General features: G+C 39.4%; 18 protein-coding genes and 2 pseudogenes. 7 read left to right on the top strand and 13 right to left on the bottom strand.

Annotated elements, in window-relative coordinates:
- Positions 1-128: 128 nt before the first annotated feature.
- Both H5158_RS01755 and H5158_RS01750 read left to right on the top strand, forming a co-directional pair.
- A complete protein-coding gene (locus H5158_RS01755; RefSeq protein WP_182739331.1) occupies positions 129-281 on the top strand; it encodes a hypothetical protein in 153 nt (50 codons plus the stop codon).
- A 76-nt stretch (positions 282-357) separates the two neighbouring features.
- Positions 358-543 carry a hypothetical protein gene (locus H5158_RS01750; RefSeq protein ID WP_182739330.1) on the top strand — a complete coding sequence of 62 codons (186 nt, stop codon included), beginning with the start codon at positions 358-360 and terminating at the stop codon, positions 541-543.
- 6 nt (positions 544-549) lie between these two features.
- Here H5158_RS01750 and H5158_RS01745 read toward each other — a convergent pair whose 3' ends face one another.
- On the bottom strand, positions 550-1,221 hold the full coding sequence (locus tag H5158_RS01745; RefSeq protein WP_182739329.1) for an FMN-dependent NADH-azoreductase: 672 nt from the start codon (positions 1,219-1,221) through the stop codon (positions 550-552).
- A gap of 129 nt (positions 1,222-1,350) precedes the next feature.
- On the opposite strand from H5158_RS01745, the gene H5158_RS01740 reads away from it, so the two are divergent.
- Positions 1,351-2,202 carry a LysR family transcriptional regulator gene (locus H5158_RS01740; protein ID WP_182739328.1) on the top strand — a complete coding sequence of 284 codons (852 nt, stop codon included), beginning with the start codon at positions 1,351-1,353 and terminating at the stop codon, positions 2,200-2,202.
- A 344-nt stretch (positions 2,203-2,546) separates the two neighbouring features.
- The gene (locus H5158_RS01735; RefSeq protein WP_182739327.1) at positions 2,547-3,857 is read left to right on the top strand and encodes a DKNYY domain-containing protein; all 1,311 of its coding nucleotides are present in this window, start codon (positions 2,547-2,549) and stop codon (positions 3,855-3,857) included.
- Positions 3,858-3,990: 133 nt separating this feature from the next.
- On the opposite strand, the pseudogene H5158_RS01730 reads toward H5158_RS01735, so the two are convergent.
- Positions 3,991-4,209 (bottom strand): annotated as a pseudogene (locus H5158_RS01730) (haloacid dehalogenase type II); the annotation flags it as partial.
- Positions 4,210-4,374: 165 nt separating this feature from the next.
- Positions 4,375-4,716: pseudogene (locus H5158_RS23245) on the bottom strand (integrase core domain-containing protein); the annotation flags it as partial.
- An 85-nt stretch (positions 4,717-4,801) separates the two neighbouring features.
- Here H5158_RS23245 and H5158_RS01720 point away from each other — a divergent pair.
- Positions 4,802-5,398, top strand: a complete 597-nt coding sequence (locus tag H5158_RS01720) for a hypothetical protein (RefSeq protein ID WP_182739325.1) — start codon at positions 4,802-4,804, stop codon at positions 5,396-5,398.
- A gap of 156 nt (positions 5,399-5,554) precedes the next feature.
- On the opposite strand, the gene H5158_RS01715 is transcribed toward H5158_RS01720, so the two are convergent.
- The 4 genes from H5158_RS01715 to H5158_RS01700 all read right to left on the bottom strand — a co-directional run bounded on the left by H5158_RS01715 (position 5,555) and on the right by H5158_RS01700 (position 10,063).
- Positions 5,555-7,897: a S9 family peptidase gene (locus H5158_RS01715; RefSeq protein WP_182739324.1), complete on the bottom strand. Its 2,343-nt coding sequence runs from the start codon at positions 7,895-7,897 to the stop codon at positions 5,555-5,557.
- 138 nt (positions 7,898-8,035) lie between these two features.
- Positions 8,036-8,833 carry a class III extradiol ring-cleavage dioxygenase gene (locus tag H5158_RS01710; RefSeq protein WP_182739323.1) on the bottom strand — a complete coding sequence of 266 codons (798 nt, stop codon included), beginning with the start codon at positions 8,831-8,833 and terminating at the stop codon, positions 8,036-8,038.
- A 91-nt stretch (positions 8,834-8,924) separates the two neighbouring features.
- Positions 8,925-9,566: a thiopurine S-methyltransferase gene (tmpT, locus tag H5158_RS01705; RefSeq protein ID WP_182739322.1), complete on the bottom strand. Its 642-nt coding sequence runs from the start codon at positions 9,564-9,566 to the stop codon at positions 8,925-8,927.
- Entirely contained in the window at positions 9,545-10,063 is a 519-nt protein-coding gene (locus H5158_RS01700; protein WP_182739321.1) for a DUF2938 domain-containing protein, read from the bottom strand. The genes tmpT and H5158_RS01700 overlap by 22 nt, the downstream gene beginning before the upstream one ends.
- Positions 10,064-10,161: 98 nt before the next feature.
- Here H5158_RS01700 and H5158_RS01695 point away from each other — a divergent pair, with 98 nt between their 5' ends.
- Positions 10,162-11,043, top strand: coding sequence for a LysR family transcriptional regulator (locus H5158_RS01695; RefSeq protein WP_182739320.1), 882 nt, complete (start codon positions 10,162-10,164; stop codon positions 11,041-11,043).
- Here the strand turns inward: H5158_RS01695 and H5158_RS01690 are convergent.
- From H5158_RS01690 to rmuC, 4 genes are all read right to left on the bottom strand, one after another.
- Positions 11,040-11,618 carry a DJ-1/PfpI family protein gene (locus H5158_RS01690; protein ID WP_149980394.1) on the bottom strand — a complete coding sequence of 193 codons (579 nt, stop codon included), beginning with the start codon at positions 11,616-11,618 and terminating at the stop codon, positions 11,040-11,042. The two genes, H5158_RS01695 and H5158_RS01690, sit on opposite strands and share 4 nt — an antisense overlap.
- Positions 11,615-12,538: a hypothetical protein gene (locus H5158_RS23240; RefSeq protein WP_259399402.1), complete on the bottom strand. Its 924-nt coding sequence runs from the start codon at positions 12,536-12,538 to the stop codon at positions 11,615-11,617. The genes H5158_RS01690 and H5158_RS23240 overlap by 4 nt, the downstream gene beginning before the upstream one ends.
- 101 nt (positions 12,539-12,639) lie before the next feature.
- The gene (locus H5158_RS01680) at positions 12,640-12,951 is read right to left on the bottom strand and encodes a cupin (RefSeq protein ID WP_182739319.1); all 312 of its coding nucleotides are present in this window, start codon (positions 12,949-12,951) and stop codon (positions 12,640-12,642) included.
- A gap of 9 nt (positions 12,952-12,960) precedes the next feature.
- Positions 12,961-14,430, bottom strand: coding sequence for a DNA recombination protein RmuC (gene rmuC / locus H5158_RS01675; protein WP_182739318.1), 1,470 nt, complete (start codon positions 14,428-14,430; stop codon positions 12,961-12,963).
- Positions 14,431-14,644: 214 nt separating this feature from the next.
- Here rmuC and H5158_RS01670 point away from each other — a divergent pair, with 214 nt between their 5' ends.
- On the top strand, positions 14,645-15,193 hold the full coding sequence (locus H5158_RS01670; RefSeq protein WP_182717285.1) for a hypothetical protein: 549 nt from the start codon (positions 14,645-14,647) through the stop codon (positions 15,191-15,193).
- On the opposite strand, the gene H5158_RS01665 is transcribed toward H5158_RS01670, so the two are convergent.
- On the bottom strand, positions 15,190-17,781 hold the full coding sequence (locus H5158_RS01665) for a serine/threonine-protein kinase (protein ID WP_182739317.1): 2,592 nt from the start codon (positions 17,779-17,781) through the stop codon (positions 15,190-15,192). The genes H5158_RS01670 and H5158_RS01665 overlap by 4 nt on opposite strands.
- Positions 17,765-18,754 carry an FHA domain-containing protein gene (locus H5158_RS01660; protein ID WP_182739316.1) on the bottom strand — a complete coding sequence of 330 codons (990 nt, stop codon included), beginning with the start codon at positions 18,752-18,754 and terminating at the stop codon, positions 17,765-17,767. The genes H5158_RS01665 and H5158_RS01660 overlap by 17 nt, the downstream gene beginning before the upstream one ends.
- Between the last annotated feature and the right edge of the window lie 431 nt (positions 18,755-19,185).

The raw sequence follows: 19,185 nt of genomic DNA, 5'->3' as shown, positions 1-19,185 counted from the left end.
AAACCCCCATTACGTTTTGAGTAAAAATAATACAAGCAACTAATGTTTAAAGCTAGCTTATGCAAACCCAGTAGCCGCTGAGTTAATGGCTTGCTAGTATCGAAATGATACATAACGATAATTACCTCATGCAATCCTCAAAAAAAGACGAAGATGGCCCAAATACACATGTTTTATATAGCCAAAGTGAAGGTGGCATAAATTGGGGTGAGTTTAAATCGGTATTAAATAAAGCAGGCACGTCACTAAAAGGCGTTATTGAACAGGATTTAAAAGCCTAACAACCGGCCTTTTAGTAAATATGTTAGCGATGAGCTAGAGCCTAGCTGGTTTATCAATAAAGCAAACAACGTGGTTATGACTTTTCGTGACCAACAAACTCTACCGACCATGCAGTATCAAGGTAAATACAAACGCATTGGTTACAGCTACCCAAAAAGTTATCTTTGGCAAAAAAGCTTATTTATAAGCTACGCAGTTAACAAAGAAGACATAGCCGTAACAAAGCTAGACTTAGCGCAGTTTCAGGAAGCCGTTAAATAAGAGCTTTCAAGCAGCAACATAACTGAGATGCAGCGCAAGCTCTTTAGCTCGACTGTAAGCATTTTCTAGTGATTGTTGATGACGAGTATCGGCAAACTCTTGATACTCACAGGCAATTTCATGAATTGTGCTCACGCCTAAATATTTGCTCAACGTACGTAAGTGCGGCACTAAATGGCTCATATGCTCACGAATACCACATTGCTCAAAACCAAACTCACCGCTTGAGGTGATCACAACCAAAGTCTTACCGCCAAGTAAAGGCAGCAGCGGAAAGTTTCCACGGGCCAGATCAAAATCAAAAGTTTTGTTGATCCTAACAACTAGATCAAACCAGGCTTTCAGCTGCGCTGGCATACCATAGTTATACATAGGCGAGGAAATCACAATAATGTCAGCACCAGCAATTTCTGCAATGAGTAAGTCTGACAACGCCAGTAACTGCTTTTGCTCATTAGTCTTTTTATCATCAGGAGTAAATACCGCACCTATCCAGTCTTGGGTAATAAAAGGCGGCGGATTCACACCTACATCACGATAAATATACTCATCTATGCTTTGCTGCTGAGTAACGCTCTCTATAAAACGCTTAGCTATATTTTTAGAGATTGAATCGTGATCTGGATTGTCATTTTTAACGGCTCTGATGCTTGCATCAATGTGTAGTAGGGTGGTCATGCTGTTTATCCTGTTAGTAATTGTGCGGTCATCATCCAACTAACAGAGGCTTTTCACAAACGAGTTAACCTCAGCTATAAATAAGTTATACTCATCTATAGTCAATTTTATTATTTGCCAATATCACTTATGCAAGTATCACTACAAGCGCTTAAATCCTTTGAAGCTGCAGCGCGTTTAGGCAGCTTTAAAGCCGCCGCTGATGAACTCTCACTCACGCCAACAGCGATTTCACACCATATAAATAATCTTGAAAGCCGTTTAAATGTGGATTTATTTTACCGCCAAGTAAGAAAGATCACTCTCACTCCCACTGGTGAATATTTAAGTGCGGCCACAAGTGACGGCTTTAACCGCATCGACCAAGCACTGGCAACTGTGCAAGCCACAGGGGCAACAGTTAAAATAACCACCACCTCGTCACTGGCCGCCCTGCGCTTAATACCCGCATTGCAGGAATTATCAAAAAGTCAGCCCAATCTTGAGGTAGATATATCAACCAGTGAAGCCATTGACAAACAATTGCACACATTACCCATTCGCTTTGGCCAGCAGCGCAATATAAACGCAGATGACATTATAAAAACCGAACATTTTAACCTGTTTGGCTCATACAAAGCCGCCGATATCCCATGGCAAAATGGCCCTGTTACGCTCTATACCACAAAATGGAAAAACAACGCGCTAAGTGAGCCTCCAATTAAACAATGGCTTACTCAAAACAACTTAGATCCTGCTTTGTTTATTATTAAAACCTTCGACCAAGAGCTATTTGGCATTCAAGAAGCTATGGCAGGCTCAGGACTGGTATTTTGTTCAACCACGCTAGTACAACGATTATTAAACACCGAGTTACTTAAAAACTTTAATACTCAAGCAGTTGAATCTGAGTTTTGTTATTACATACCCAATAAACAGCGTTTTCAAACCCGAGATACACGCCTAGTTTTAGAATGGGTAGAAGGGCTGTTGAATTTATAAATGCTAGTTATAAATCAAATTAAGTAATAGCTAAAAGTAGGGGGTTACTGATTTATCTTATTGCTTTAGACTTTGTCTAATAGGCAAAATAAGGATAAAGGGTCAGTCAATAAATATTATGTCTGAAGTCAATATTTGCTCCCCTGGGTTTCTATGTAAGTTCACACTAAGCAATTAGGGGTTATTCATTCTTTCGAAATGATCTTTTAAATTGCCTACTATGTTATGGCATAGAATTATGAACGCCCTCTTCATCTTGTGTTAATCATTAGCAGCCCGTTAAACATGGCGCTATAAATATGTTATTTTATCCGCTGATATATTTAATAGCTATGGAAAGATAAATGAAAATACTCATATGGATTGGAATTATATTTTTAGTCATCCCCCTTGTTGGTGCCTTAATTGCTCTTATTATTGGCTTATATGTTAATAATCCTAGCACGCATAACGCGACTGCTTTTGATAGTAAAATTAGCAATCAATATTACCTACAAGACGGTAAAGTTGTTTATGTTTTAGATGGCAATTTTTTCCAAATTGGAGGCTCTCCAGTAGAAGGAGCTGACCCTGATACGTTCAGTGTGATTAGTCAGTCTTACGCTAGAGATAATAATAGTGTTTATTACAACGGAAGACGGGTTGAGGGTGCTGATCCTAATTCAATTCAGTTGATAACATCGGGTATTAATACAAGTAAAGATGAATCTGGTTATCTTGTTAGTGGTGGCAAAGTTTTTTGTTATGGACAAATGATAGAAGGTGCAGACGCCGCTTCGTTCTCTTATTTGTTGGGCTCATACGCCATGGATAAAGAATATTTATATTACTACATCGATGACAAATTTCCACGTAAAACAATGCCTGAAGCGATTAAAAATGCGAACGAGCGTTATATTCGTCATGGTGAGCAGGTAATTTATCAGGGAAAAATAATTAGTAACGAAGCCAGTCGTTTTAAAATTATTAATGATGAGTATGCCGTAGACGGACAGCATGTTTATTCACATGGTGAGGTTGTTGAAGGCATGGTAGCCGATGGCTTTACGGTGATTACGCCTTACTACAGAAAAGATAAAAATCAAGCGTACTATTTTAATACACCCATTCCAGAAAGTGATCCATCTACATTTAAAGTATTAAATGATTCTGTTGCCAAAGATGGTAAGCACGTTTACTACAACGGTTATATTGTTGACAATAGAACGGTGGCAGAAGTGAGCCGGTCTGATGCCAGCGAGCTTGAGAAGATGTGGAAATGGAATTCTCTTCACTTAAGCCCAACGCGGGTGATTCTGGTTCCTACTGATGATGTTGAAGACATTACAAATAATTTTTATGCTTACAATAACGAAGTGTATAGCAGAAATAATAAACTTGTCGGTGTTGAACCTGAAGATGTGGTTATTCTTGATGAAGATGAAAAAATATTTGTCCGTATAGGATCTCAGGTTTTTTATTATAATGTTGTAGTTGAGGGTGCAGATCCAAACACTTTCACTGTAATAGCCGATCGTTTTTCAAAAGATGCTAAGCATGTTTACTGGGAAGTGTATAAGGTAGTCGATGCCGACCCGTTAACCTTTGAATATGAAGAAAATTTATATGCAGACGAGAACGATGCGGGTGAGTACTACTTAAAAAGATGGGAATAAACGCTCAAAGGTACAGGGTATGGCTATCTACTCTGTATCTTTATTGTGTATTCGACTATGACTTCCAAACAGTCTGATAAGCCCTTACGACAATATCGACGTTTGAAGATCTTGCCAAGTCTTTTCGGGCATTGTGCAGTAAACAGGCATAATCAAGCGCATGCTCAGTACACACAGAAAAAGGCATATAGTTTTGCATTAAGCTCCATCTAAATGAGTATTCTTGCTGTTTTTCACGCTAGGTAGTTGAAAATGCGTGTGCGTTATCGCCAACCATATTTTCAAGTAACGACACCACGCCATGAGTGTTTATAAGTGTACCGTATACATCAAACGCCAGTGTAGTTGCCATTAATGACTCCTGTTTAAATCGTTACTAAAACGCGATTTTATCGCTCAGCTTAATCACCATATCAGGTAATAAAGTACAGTAACACTACCGGCGATTTAAGCACCCACTGTAAACCCCGTTACGATTTGGTTAAAAATACGCACGGTAAGATTGTGTTTGTTGTGGTCAACTAATTCCAAGCAGTGAATTAAGTTTTTCTTCTGCTACACCATGTGATTATGGCTATGTGGCCTGCGCCAATTATAATAATTCATCAAGAAGCTAAGATCTTTTTCAGCGTCTTGATAATTACTATAACCCAATGAGGGAACCCATTCTGTTTTTAAACTTCTAAATAGGCGCTCCATCGGCGCATTGTCCCAACAATTCCCTCGGCGGCTCATGCTTTTTTATCCGGTAACGCAATAACTTTTACTAAAACCTCTTTGCGCCGTATTGGCTTCCTTGATCTGAGTGAAACATCAATTCAGATGGTTTGCCTCGTTGCTCGTAGGTTTTATCTAATGCTATTCTTTCCGTCTAGTTTTTAGATAATAATTAAGACAGATGTAAGCTCTAACTCTTTGTACTAATTATTTAAAAGGATCGTTTAGTGATACACAATATTTCAAAATATAGTTTTTTTTGTTTAATTTTATTGCTCATTTCATTGAGTGCTCATGGGCGTAGCCAGTCGAGTATGTTTTGCGAAATATCCTCTATCGAGGGCCAAGCAGTCACAATTAATAAGAAAAAGTATGATAATGACCTCAAATATGACTTTCAGCTTATAGATGAACATAAAATAATAACCGTTACAGTAGGAGTTATAAGACCTGAGCACGACTCTATTTTATTTAAAAACTCAGCGAAAGAAGCATCGAAGATTGAAATTGTGGAAGACTCACACAAAAGATATGAAAAAATGTGGGAAGAGGAGCTTTTTTATACGGTGACTTTATTACATTCTAAAAACTATATTTGGGAGCAACGTACTGCAAAGCTATCAATTTGGAAAGCTACGTTTAATGAGCATTATAGATTAATAGGCTTTTGGTCAGCAGCAAGCGACGAGGAGATGTTCACTCTTTCATTAAATGCACTAAACGCTTCTAATCAACAGGAATTGGTGCCAACTAATGTAATAGCAAATACTGTTGATGAAATACTTAGCCAGTGCAAAATAAAATCATTAAAAAACGAAATCTAAAAAGTTAAAGGGCTCACTAACACTGCTTCAAATTAACTCTCTACTGGTCAAAAGCTTTACCTTAGCTGTAAACCCCCGTTACATTTTGATTAAAAAAGCCACACGCAAACAATGGTTAACGTGTGGCTTTTTAGCCTTTAACTTTTTTTAATGTAATTACTTATTTAGTAAGTTTTTTTCAAAAAAATCGGCCATCATGGTGTGATAGTGCAAGGTGGTGCCTTTGCCTTCTCGTAAGCTATGTGAGCGATTTGGATATGAGAAAAACTCAAACTGTTTGTTGTACTTAACAAGCTCGTTAATTAAACGCTCTGAGCCTTGGTAATGTACATTATCATCGCCTGTGCCGTGAATAAGCAATAGTTTACCAGTTAGGTTTTTCGCAAAGGTAATTGGCGAGGTGTTGTCGTAACTCTCAGGGTCTGTATTAGGATTACCTGCATAACGCTCTTGGTAGATAGTGTCGTACAAGCGAATGTCTGGCACCGGCGCTGAGGCAATACCGACTTTAAATTTATCACCATGGCGGAACAATAAGTTAAGGGTTGAGCTGCCGCCGCCTGAGTGACCCCATACACCAACACGGTCGGTATCTATTACATCCCAACGTTTTGCCATGGCATCTAGCGCATCAACTTGGTCTTGTACTGTGATTGAGCCGATTTTTTTATAAATCGATTTACGCCAATCACGGCCTTTTGGTGCTCGCGTGCCACGGTTATCAACCGATGCCACAATAAAGCCTTTTTGCGTTAATAGTGATTTATACAAGTAGCTGTCGCCTTCAAAGCGGTCTTGCACTGTTGAGCCCCACGGTTCGCCATACACGTAAAAAATAATTGGGTATTTTTTACTGTTATCCATGTTTTTAGGGAACATAATGTAGCCGTCAAGCTCAGTGCCATCCTGCGCATTCACTTTAAAGAACTCGTGATTTGGTAAGCTTTGCTCTGCGAGTTTTTCTTTCAGCTCTTTATTTTCAACTAAGGTTTTAACATTACTGTGATCGCTTACTTTAATGATCTCTTTAGTTGGCGGCGTGCCAAATTGTGAGTAAGAGTGCATTGCCCATGAGGTATCTTTAGACATGTAATAGCTGTTTGAACCTTGAAATTCAGCAGGCGTTACGCGTACAGGTTTACTACTACCATCCAAAGACGTACTAAATAAATAACGTTGACCTGCATTGTCTGGCGAAGCGGTAAAATACATCACGTTTTTATCTTCGTTTAGCGCCAGCATATCAACAATATCGTAATCACCTGGGGTTAAATCGATAATGGTTTTACCATCGCGAGATACACGATAAAGGTGACGCCAGCCGTCGCGCTCGCTGTGCCAAATAAAGAACTTACCATCTTTTGACCAGTTGGCTTTGTAAAACCACTCGATAAAAGCATCGTCTTTATCTTCTAAAATTTTGGTCAATTGCTGTTTTTGCCAATCGAACAGCCAAACCTTGTTGTGGTTTTGCGGGCGGTTTAAGTCTTGGATCATTAATTCCTTACCGGTGCCTGCCCAGCTAATACGAGGAATATAGCGGTCGCGGTTATCGCCTTCAAGTTTTGCCCAGCGGGTTTGTTTGTCGGCAATACTCACCACACCAACACGTACTGCAGAGTTGATTTCACCGGCTTTAGGATAAGGGAACTCTTTAAGAGTAGGGTAGAGCTCATCAGTGTTGTTGATCATAGTGAAAAACTTCACATCGCTAGTATCAAGCTGCCAATAGGCGATTGATTTGTTATCTGGGCTCCAACGAAAGCCATCAGCAATGGTGAATTCTTCTTCGTACACCCAATCAAAGTTGCCGTTAACAATGGTGGCGCTGCCATCGGTGGTAAGCTCTGTTACATCGTTACTACCAACCGCTTGCATATAAATGTTGTTATCGCGCACGTAAGCCACTTTTGAGCTATCTGGTGAGAACTTAGCAAACATTAATTTAGTTGGTTCAACATCTGCGCCACCTAATTGCTGTAATTGATTGGTCTCAAGATTGAGTAACCAAAAATCCCCGCGACTACGAGAGCGCCAAACTTGCTCACTATTGGTAAATACCATCAGCCATTTACCGTCTTTTGACCATTGATAGCTTTCGATTGCAAATGGCTCGTCTGCGCCCTCTGGCAGTAGCTTTTCAAACTCAACTAATACTTTACGGCCCGTGCCATCGGCATTGTAAAATACAATGTCGTTACCTTTTACGCCGTGTTCTTTTTCGTCATCAGCTTTGGCATTCTCAGCGTCGTCTTTTTTATCTTTTTCGCTTTCACGCTCTTCAAGTACTGTATAACCGGTGCCATCATCAAGCCATTTAAAGTAAGTGCTACGCTGTGCCTTGAAATATTTATCTTTATAGATTTGTTCAAGCGACAGTGGATTGCTAATTTGTGTCATTGTTGTAGTAGCCGTAGAATCAGGTGTTACAGAGCAGCCAAACAGTGACAGCCCAGCCAGTACCGACAAAACCAGCCCAGAGGTTTTAAGTAATTTCATGTAGTGATCCTAAAAGGGGTTAGCGCGCGTGTATTTATTTACAAGTCGCATTAGCAACACTTTAGCAAAAATTACTTATAAGATCTGAACGTTTGTCGCAATAAGCATAAGGTTAAACCCAAAAGCCTGCAAGCAAAGTTACAGCCACAGGTACATACTGGCTTTTTTGCCTGAAATTTCTAACTCGTATACGTTTTCACACCTTCGTTGTGCCGCGCCATAACATACATGCAGAGGCAGTAAATGCTCTTCTCGAGGGTGACAAAATTGTGCCCCTGGCGCTAGTTTCCAGTTCGTTAAACGTTGCGTGCGCTCAGGCTCTGCAAGCTTAGGACTTGCTAAAGTATCAATTAACCATTGCTCAAAGCTTTGGTTGAGCTTTTGCATAGCCGTTGTTTGTTTAGCAAAAAAAGCCTGCATGTTATGAAAGGTAAAGCCGGAGCCAATGATCAATAAATTTTCATACTCTATTTGCTGCAACACTTGGCCAATTTTGAGGTGCATTGCGGGATCAAGGGTTGGATTTAGCGAAATTTGTACACATGGAATATCTGCCTCAGGAAACATAATTTTTAATGGTACAAACATGCCGTGATCAAAGCCTCGTTGGGTATCAAGGTTGGTAGCAATACCATTGCTTTTTAAAGCCTGCTGCAGTTGTTCAGCAAGCTTTGGCTCACCAGCACAAGGGTAAGCTAACTGATACGCCTGCTCGGGAAAGCCGTAGTAATCATAAATTAATTTAGGTGTTGCTGAGGCTGTGATTGCAATAGGGGTTGCTTCATAGTGAGCGCTGATCATTAAAATAGCACTAGGCTTAGTAATTTTAGCGGCAACTGATTGCAAACAAGTCACCATCTCTTTATGGCTTGGCTCACCAAGCAGCGGTAATGGGCCGCCGCCATGAGATAAAAAGAAAACATTTGTTTGTTGCATACTAACCCCTTAATTAATCAATGTGGTTATTATAATGCACGCACAAATCCAAATTAACTAGCCACAAAAATGCACAGCTAAAGTGCATTTATTAAGGTTTAGATACCATCAACCAAACCACGATACTGGCAGGGGTCACGCCCTTAATACCTTGGCTTAACTTCTCGCAGCTGAGTATTTTTAGGCTGTACTTCTTTGCATAACTACTCTGTATCTCAGCCGCTGAAACACTATAAGGTGTGCCACAGCGCTTAGATTGATCATACACACAAGTGATCAATAACTGTGGTGCAGCATTACTCAAGGTAATTATGTGCTGAGCATATTGATTACGAATAGCGTATGGCAGCGCCACCAATGCGCCGCGATCATAAATAGCATCAACATGACCTAAATGATCTGCAGTTAAAGCGAATACATCCCCCACCCAAATGCAGATCCCCTGGGCCTGATACGCGCTAAGTAAACCGTGCTTAGTTACTTTTGGCGTGAGCGCTAACTCAATAAATAACTGCCGAACAGCAAGCTCACTGAGTTCAACACCCACAACGTACATGCCTTTATTAAGCAAATAATGAATGTCGACTGTTTTGCCACACAAAGGGATAAACACACGGCTACTAGCAGGTAAATTTAAGTTAGTAAAATAACGATCTAAACTAGGGTTTACTTTACCGTCATGAAAACCAATGTCATTGCTTTGCCAGCGCTTTAACCAATATTCAGCCTGCATTCCCCCCCCTTCAACTGTAACAGCGCAACCGCAGTTAAATACATGCCAATACCAAATATTGCATGCGATAGTGCACTTTTGAGCCTTGCAGCCATTGGCTTTGCCGTTTTAGCTGCAGCAATGCCAAGCCCAAGCGCAGGCTGCATAATAAAAAACGGGATAACAACGCTAAGCAGCCCAAACAACAGCGCAGGCATTAAGCTTGGCGCTGCAAGCCAGTTATCTGGCATCAGTAATAAAAATAGCAGCGCAAAAATAACCCCGATAAAGTAATGACTAAACCAACCAATTGCGCATTCGTTCGGTTGCACAGCGGCTTTATTAATAGCTAGGTGTTGCCACTTGCCATAGCGCATAAAGCATAGCCAGCGCCCCACCATACAAAAGTTTAAAGAGCTAATACCAAATTTACTAAGTAGCAACGCCCACAGATCAAGTATCGCGGTTGCACCGCTCCCTATAACGATCACTGCTAACCAATCAATCGCTGAAAACATAATGTCACCCTTTGCTGAAAACTAAGTCACTATGATATAGACTTACAAAAACGTTAAATACAAAGCTTTAATCAAACTTAAATTGCAAAAGTGGAATCATGCTAGATGATATAGTGCTGTTTGTGCACATAGTACAACAAGGAGGATTGTCTCAAGCGGGGGAGTATTTATCGCTGCCTGCGGCAACAGTTACGCGGCGTTTACAGCGCCTTGAATCTCGCCTTGGGCAAAAACTGCTGCATCGCTCTGCACGCCAATGCACACTCACACAACAAGGACAGGTGTACTATCAAAGTTATGCCAACTTAGTTGAGCAATTTGAACAAACTCGTTATCAACTTAATCAACAAAAAGAACAACTTAGTGGTAAGCTAAAAGTGCTCGCGCCACTGAATATCTGTCATGGTTTTTTAAAGCCGATGTGGTTGTCGTTTTGCAAGAAATACCCTGATATTCAGTTGGAGCTGATTTTAAGTAATCAACTTGACGATATTATTAAAAACCAAGCTGATTTAGCGCTCAGGATCGGCCCTCAAGCTGATTCGTTATTACAGCAAAAAAAGCTCGCAGAAGCCGACTCTATTTTAGTAGCGACCCCAAGCTATTTAACCAATGCACCCGTGCTCACTGAACCTAGCGATCTTAAACAACATCGCTTAATTGGCACAACGCTGAGAAATAACTGGCCACTCACCCACATAACTACGCGAGCAAGCTATACACATATGTGCCGCTTTAGCAGTATTTATAACGATACTAGTTTTGTTAAGTACCAAGTGGCAGATCATCAAGGGGTCGGCTTATTACCTCGATTTGAAATTATAAACGAGCTGGCAACGGGAGAATTTGTCAGGGTGCTGCCACAATGGCAAAGCCATAATCGCGAAATTTATGCTATCTGGCCAAGCGGCCGTTTACTTAGTAAAAAAGCGGTTTGTTTACGTGATTACATGCACGAATTTATTCAACAGCGGCTTTAAACATTTTTATGCCACTGATATTCCATTTGCTTTGCTGTTAGCTCTGCGTGTGCTGGGCTTATTAGCTCTGCAACTAGGGCTAAGCTCATATCAATACCCGCAGAAATACCGCCAGAAGTAGTTAATTTACCTTGTGACACCCAACGCTTATTTGCGATCACATTTAGAGCTGGGAACATGGCAGCAAGATCGCTCTGATCTTCCCAATGAGTTGTCACCGTTAAACCATCAAGTAAACCCGCTTTGGCCAGTAAAAAAGCGCCGGTGCACACCGAGGCAACTTTGCTAGCAGCGCCAGCGGTTTCTCTGATCCAGTTTATTACGGCTGGCTTTTCAAGCTCATGTGTATGTAAACCACCTACAACAATCAGCACATCAAAAGCGGGGTGATCAGCAAAACTGTAATGGGGGTTTACACTAAAACCTGCACGGGCAATAACCGGCCCGGCATGCTCGGCTACAAAAAATACCTGCCAGTTATTGTCTGCTAAACGCTTTGCCGTGCTAAACACTTCAAATGGCCCTGAAAAATCCAGCACTTCGGCATCATCGTAAATATAAATAGCAATATTCATAATGTGTTTTCCTTAGCTTCCTCTGCATCGAACATTAACTTTAACCACCTTAAGTCTTTTGCATCTAAGTTTGCTTGTTTATGTAATGAGGGATCATCATAAACATCTTTATAGACATGGCAAATCGCTACTTCGGTTAACTCACGCCATTTGTCGTCATTAAACTCTGATAGTGAGCCATCTGCTAAATTAAAAGAACTGATAGGATCATGCTCAGCTTCAGTCGTTCTAAGAGTTAACTCTAACTCTTGTAAAATAGGGTTGATCAACTGTAGCGTATTTGCGGCCTCAAACTCTGCAATTATATTGCTTTGGGCTGCTTTGATTTCTTTTTCAAGTTGATATTGAGACAATTTATCGGCAGAGGCACGCACACCATATTTATTCAGTAGGCCAGTGATACTTGGCAGCATAGCTTTAGCTGCAATGCTGGCTCCTAACAATGGATTTGCAATAGCCGCTAAGCCACCAACCAAAAGCATTCCGTAAGTGAGCTTTTTATCTAAGGCATCAATATCATTAGCAAGCGACTGTAATGAATTAGTTTGCCCGACAGCTTGATCACGCATAATTGCATCAGCACTGTTTAGCATGTAATGGCGAAGTCCGGCCTCAGCATGCTCATTAGGAAAATGAAAAATACGCCGCTTAGGTAAGTTATTAATCTCAGGTACGCCGTTTGGCAAATAACGCATGGTGTGTAAAGCGAATTGATGTTCCGATAGTGCGAAAGGAATTACAAAATAATGCTTTTCATCAAATGACGTAGGGGTTTGCGTACCAAAGCGTTCAAATGACATAAAAATAGGCAGACCTTCAATCATTTCTTTTGCTAATACATAGCCTTTATTTAATTCATCAAACATTTTATTAGATGTCGATTTTAGCTTAACAATTCCTTTATTTATAAAATCTTTCATAATTATTTGTTGATCCAATTCGATTCTAGCTGGCTAGCTGCCGTAAAGGTTATACAAGCTGGTCTAAAAAGCCCAGCAATTAAATATCAAACTTTAGCAGCTTAAACACTACCTTGCGTTTCAATCACTAAAATACGCGCTTCACCCATAGGGTGGGCTACGTGCTCAGTGCCTATTGAGGCATAAAAAATGTCACCACTTTGCAGTACAGTTGAGTGCGTCTCGCTATCTTGTTTGTAAAACATTTCAACGGCTCCATCAAGCACCACAAAGACTTCTTCGCCATCATTAATATGCCATTTATAGGGTTTATCAGTCCAATGTAAACGGGTAGTGATGCCATTCATATTGGCAATATTTTTAGCTCCCCATGCCTTTGCTGCGGTGAATTCTTTACCACGAATGATCTGCATACAATTTCCTTATTCATCTAGCTCTAATTGCGCCCGCTCTAAGGTTTCGGCGGGTAGTTCTTTTTGTACTGATACACCAAGCTCTTTAAATTCTGAGGCTTGTTTTATTAGGTTGCCTTTACCGCGATATAACTGCGAAAACGCTTTATCGTAGCTTTCTTTGGCTTTATCTAACTGTTTACCAACACCTTCCATGCTGGTTAAAAAGCCGTTGAGCTTGCTATAAAAACGCTCCGCGCGATTAGCCAACTCTTTGGAGTATTTAGTTTGCTCTTCAAAGCGCCATAACTGTTTCACAATATTTAAGCTGGTTAAAAGGGTAGTGGGGGTGGCAACCAGAATATTCTTTTCTATCGCTTGTTGATAAATATCACTTTGATACTTAAGTGCTTCAACAAAGGCTGATTCTATCGGCACAAACATCACCACCACTTCAGGAGAGTTAAGCCCTGGTAAGTGATCATATGATTTACTCGCCAGCTCATTAATACGCGCTTTTACAGCCTCAACATGCTCTCTAATTGCTTGTTGAGACTCCAGTTCATTATCTGCATTTACGTAGCGGGTGTAAGCGTTTAGCGAGGTTTTAGCGTCAATCACTAAATGCCGACCTTGAGGCAAATACACCACCACGTCAGGGCGAAGGCGGCCTTCTTCGGTATTAAACGATACCTCGCGTTTATAATCAGTACCAGCGCGCAACCCTGCGCTGTCTAACACGTTTTCAAGCATGAGTTCGCCCCAATTACCTTGGGTTTTCTTTTGCCCTTGTAATGCGTTACTGAGCCTGTCTGCTTGCTCAGTGATTGCTTGGCTTTTCGCTTGTAGATGTAATAACTCTATTTTCAGAGCTTCACGTTGTTTTAGATCTTCAACATGAATTGATTCCAATTTATCCCTGAAGCCTTTTAACTCACCTTGGACAGGTTTTAACAGCTGCTCAATACTTTCTTGATTAAGGACTTTAAATTTTTGCGATTTTTCTTCGAGTATTTGATTAGCAAGGTTTTCAAATTCTTTTTTAAGTTGCTCTTTGCTTTCTTTAATATGTTGTAACTGCTGCTCAAAATGGCTTTGCTTTTGCTCAAGCATAGTGCGCATATTATTGAGCTCAACATCACGGGCATTGTATTCGCTTCGTAGTGTTGTTAAATCAGCTTCAGCCTTGCGCCAATAATGGTTGTATTGCTGGCTTTGCTTTTCTTGCTCAGTGAAGCGGGTTTTATAGTGCTGAGTTTCGTCGCGTTGTTCTTGGTGGCTTTGTTTAAGTAAATCGTGTTCATCTATCAAGGCAGTATATTGCTGCTGTTTTTCATTGGACTGTGTTTGCAATAAAGCTAGTTGTTGCTGCTGCTCACTTAGCTCTGCTGTTAGTCGCTTACCACGACTTGCATAAATAACACTAAAAAGCACCGCGCCAACACTAAAACCAATCCCAACACTTACCCAATCAATGTTTGTAAGTAACTGTATATACATAAATAAACTTTAATTAACCAAAAGACACTTCATGATAGCCAATCTAAAAATACCACGATAGGTTTTTTTACTTTTTTATGACTCTAAAAATCATTACAGAGCATTACAAAAGACCCATCTTAATTAGTTATATAAACAATTTTATTCTACACTCAGAACAATAATAAAAACCAACAAGTGGTTTTACTTATACAACAATACAAGGACTGAAAAAATGAACGATATCAAAACCCCAAATATTGAAGTGCAATGTAAAGCAGATAACTACTTTTCCGTTAAAACGTTGACTGTTTTACCTCATACACAAGAAAATTGGTTAACATTTTTTAATAACGAAACAAATCCGACTGAGTCGCTGAGTGTTTTGTTTAATAATGCAGGAAAAAACGATCTCATAAGCACTGAAAAAAGACAATACGTAGAACTTATTATCAGCCTAGATCCGTCAGTGGCTGCCGATTGGGAATTTTATGGGAATGGTGTTGAATATTGTGGTGCAGATAGCAATTGCCAATATAATATATCTACCGAGATCACTGATGACGACACTTTAGTTTTAAGAATTGCTCAAGTAGAGCCGACCTATGAATTTAACGGTGTAGATAAAGACAATCTTGAAAAAGTTGTTGAAGTAACCGAAGGCAAAGAAACTGAGTATTTACCTATTTCGTTTAGGTATACAGCTAAACATGTGCCTTCTGGCAAAATTTATATGTCACAAGATCCTAAAATTGTTGTTCGTAGGCCTGGTGCTACATACTAATATAAAGCACTAGCACAACGAAAAGAAGAGTCATATTGTTGCATTAACGCAATAAACTCTTCTTTTTGGCACCAAGGTTTAAACCAGGGTAAATTAAACCACATAGGGTGATAGCCTATCATTAATGACTTTTCTATATACATTAACGCTGACTGATATTCACCAATCACACTATATACAAGCGCTGCAGTGAACACATATTCATTATGATCTGACGCAATACTTATTGCTTTATTGAGTGCTTGCAAGGCAAGTTTAGCTTCGCCGAGTTGGCTGTATGCTTGTGCGACTTCTAAATAACTATCAAGGGTGTGTTGATCTTGCGCCAGCTCAACTACCTTTAAATAATTAGCTGGATATGACTCACTAAGTCCTAAAACCTTTTCAATATCAGCTAGGTTAAGGCGAAAGCTGATATGCTCTGGGTTTATATCAACCGCCTGTTGGGCAACTATTAATGCTTGCGAAAACTCTCCTTGTAACGAATAAGCAATACTTAAGTTACTTAAATCTATGCTATCAGGTTTAATCTCAATTGCCTGTTTATATTGCTTTATAGCAATGGCTAAATCACCTTCTGTTAGGGCTATATCTGCCAGTAATTGATTTGCCATATAGTTTTGAGAACTTAAGCTTATAACTTCATTAAGCAGCTGCTTTGCCTCTTCAATTTGACCTTGCCACCATAATACTTGCGCTAAATTTTGCTTTATTATTGGATTTGCTCGTATTTTTAATGCAAGTTCAAACGCCTGCTGTGCTTCAGGCAACTGATCTTGTTGTAAATATAATAAACCTTTAAGTTCATAAAGAGCGGTAGAACTTGCTCCAACTTGTTCAGCTTTAGCTAAATACTGCTTCGCAGTTAACCAATCTTGCCTAGCAACCGCGATTAGCATTGCATTTGTAGCAAATGCAGGGGTGTTTTGATACGCAGTTGGTGAGTTAAAAAGTAATTTACTGGCAATATTTAAATACTCTGCTTGCTGTGATTGCTGATATAAACTCAGGGCGACTTCACGTAATAACTCATAGTTGGCATATAACTGCGGGGTTTGTTCTATAGCCTCTTTAATACGCATAAATAATTGATCAGTGTAATCACCAACTTGCTGCACTTTTTGATAAAGCTCAATATGTTCTATTTGTTCTTTGTCACTAAGCTGCGCCATTGCAATATATTTACTATCAAAATCAGGGAAAAGCGCTGTTAATTGCTGACTGCTTAAATGGTACATCTGATTATAACTATCAATTACAATGGGCCATTGCTTACGCGCTTTTACCGTCCAATTTGGCGCCTCGAGCCGAACTAACGTTAAATAGCATTGCGGTTGCATGCAATTAAGCTCAGCGGTCACCACTTCTTGTGCACCCGTTGCTTGCTTTAATTTATGTAACTTATCTGTAAAAGTAAGTTTAGCATTGCCGCTTTGTAAAATGAGCGCAACCTCATCCTGCGAAATAAGATTTAACTGCTTACTATTAATAATACTTTGCCTAATAGCATCATCAATTGTGGCTTTGAGCATATTTGTATCTGCGGATAACAGTGCGGCTGATTTTACCACCGGAGGTAAAAATGCAACATAGTGCTCTGCTGGTTTATGCACTTGCAGCTTATACATTAAGCCTGTTGCAACCACGGCAATACAAAGCAAAGTCCCTAAAAAAACAGCCTTTTTAGGCGATTTTTTTTGTAATGCGAGTTGCTCTAGTGGAACTGTGTCTTGCGCCAAAATTTCTTGCTGTTTAATAGCTATAATAACGGCTTGTAACTTACGCTCTACACTTTGAGCATCAACAGGGCGGCGGTCTTTTTTTCGTTGTAATAATTGATTTAGTAAATCACATAATTCATTAGGTAACTTGGGAATGATCTCATGTGCATTACACGCTTTACCGTTGGCAATATTATTAGCAATCGTTTGCGCAGATCCTTCACCAAATGGATGACGGCCACTAATAAACATATAGGCCAGCATACCAAAAGAAAATAAATCACTGCGAAAATCTAACGGCTGTTTATTAAGCTGCTCAGGCGACATCGCACTAGCACTGCCACAACTGGATTCATCACGTTGCTCACCAAGCGGCTTATTTTGTAATGTTGCAATACCAAAATCGGTGATTTTCAATTCATTTTTATCAATTAAAATATTGCTAGGCTTTAAATCACAATGCATAACATCTTGACTATGGGCATGGGTTAGACCAGCACACAGTTGTGCTAATAAATTAAGCTTTTCGGAGAGTGTGGTGACGTGCTGATGTTGAAACTGCTGTAATGTTTTGCCTTTTAAGTACTCCATTACAATACAAATTTGCTGCTCATATAAAATTACATCATGTATTTGTACAATATTAGGGTGATTTAAACGAGCAAGCAGCTGCGCTTCAACCAAGGGGTCGCTATGTTCTATTGAGTGCTCAGTAGGCTTTAATAATTTAATCGCAACATAGCGCTTTAAACGTGTATCCTCTGCAAGATACACACTTCCCATACCTCCTTGGTTAAGTAGTTTAATTAATTTATAGTTAGTGATGACTTTATTAAATTTTAATACTGTTTCATGCTCTAACGACATCCGAGGTACTCTCTAATTCACACCCTTTATAAATCATAAAGGATGCGCCAGCAAACCGTACTTTTCGCAATTGTCTTTCGATGATATTTTCAGCATCATGAACATTTACTAAAACTTCTGAAAACTGCTTGCGAGCACGATGTATCTGTATATTTAAATAGCGCATGTCGACACCTAAATCTTTCACTAATTGCTCCGTATTTACCCAACCTTGGTTAGCTGGTAATACTCCTTTTTTAGCATCTAAAGCTCTATAGCGCGCTAAATTTAAGGTTAAGTAGTGATGGCAGCGAACATGCAAATCAAAATCTTTATTATTATTGTGATGTTGAACTTTTAATTCTGATGTTTCTTCATCCAAACTTAGGTTAAAAATAAAGTCTAAATCACTAATATACAATTGTGGTACGGAGCTCATCTGGGTTGCAACTTCCAGATGACTAGAAAGAAACACCCATTGTTCACCACCTAAGGTAATAATACTATGATCTTCTAAGACTTCTCGTATCGTAAACTCATCATCGTGTAATGATTCTAACAACCATTGGCCGCTACTTTGCTCAAAAACAACCACGCTATCAGGTTGCTGCTCAGGCAATAGGTGGTAATGATTAAGCTTAATTGTCTCGGCTGTTTGACTTTGCTCGTCATCTAACTTGATTAATTGGTCTGTAGGAGCACTGAGATCTTTAACCACATAAGTGACCTCTGAATTACCGGCAAAATAAATTTTATCGCCAATACTTAGTTCTTCAGAGTCATCCTTCACCAAACGCTTATGATTTAACCAAGTACCATTCAGGCTTAAGTCACGGATATACCACTTACCATTCAACCACTCAATAATAGTGTGTATTTTCGACACACTCAGATCGTTGACAAGTGTATCTACAGAATATTGAAAGCGCCCAAAACTATGATGCGCATATAAAAAACAATATTCACTTGTATGTTTATTAATTAAATAAGCCATTTTCACTACCTTTTATCGAATGATGAGGTATGTGTCTAACTATTGATATTACAACCAATTCTCTATAATAGACACAACCAAATCAAAATGAAACAAAAAATTAACATTCAATGTATTCATGGGTTAATCCGCAAACAATTGCGGCCAGATAACAGTATTTTAGAAACAAAAAGGCAAAATAAACATTACGTACTATTACAGCAATTGTTTATTAAAGGGATAAGTAAAAGAATGAAATATAAAAAAAGCCAGCTCAAGGTGAGCTGGCCTAATATTACTAAAATAAGTAACTAAAACTAGGGAATCAACATGATGCCTGCGTTGACTGCAATTCAACAACAAGCATAATAGTAGACGCCCCCAAGGTACTTTAGTTCAAAATAAATTTAAAATTGATAAAATAATACTGCATGCGCCAAATAGCAGACATA

The organism is Pseudoalteromonas sp. SR45-6, assembly GCF_014163545.1.
GTDB classification, from domain to species: Bacteria; Pseudomonadota; Gammaproteobacteria; order Enterobacterales; family Alteromonadaceae; genus Pseudoalteromonas; species Pseudoalteromonas rhizosphaerae.
The sequence above is the reverse complement of the archived record's forward strand: the minus strand, read 5'-3'. Positions and strand labels throughout refer to the sequence as shown.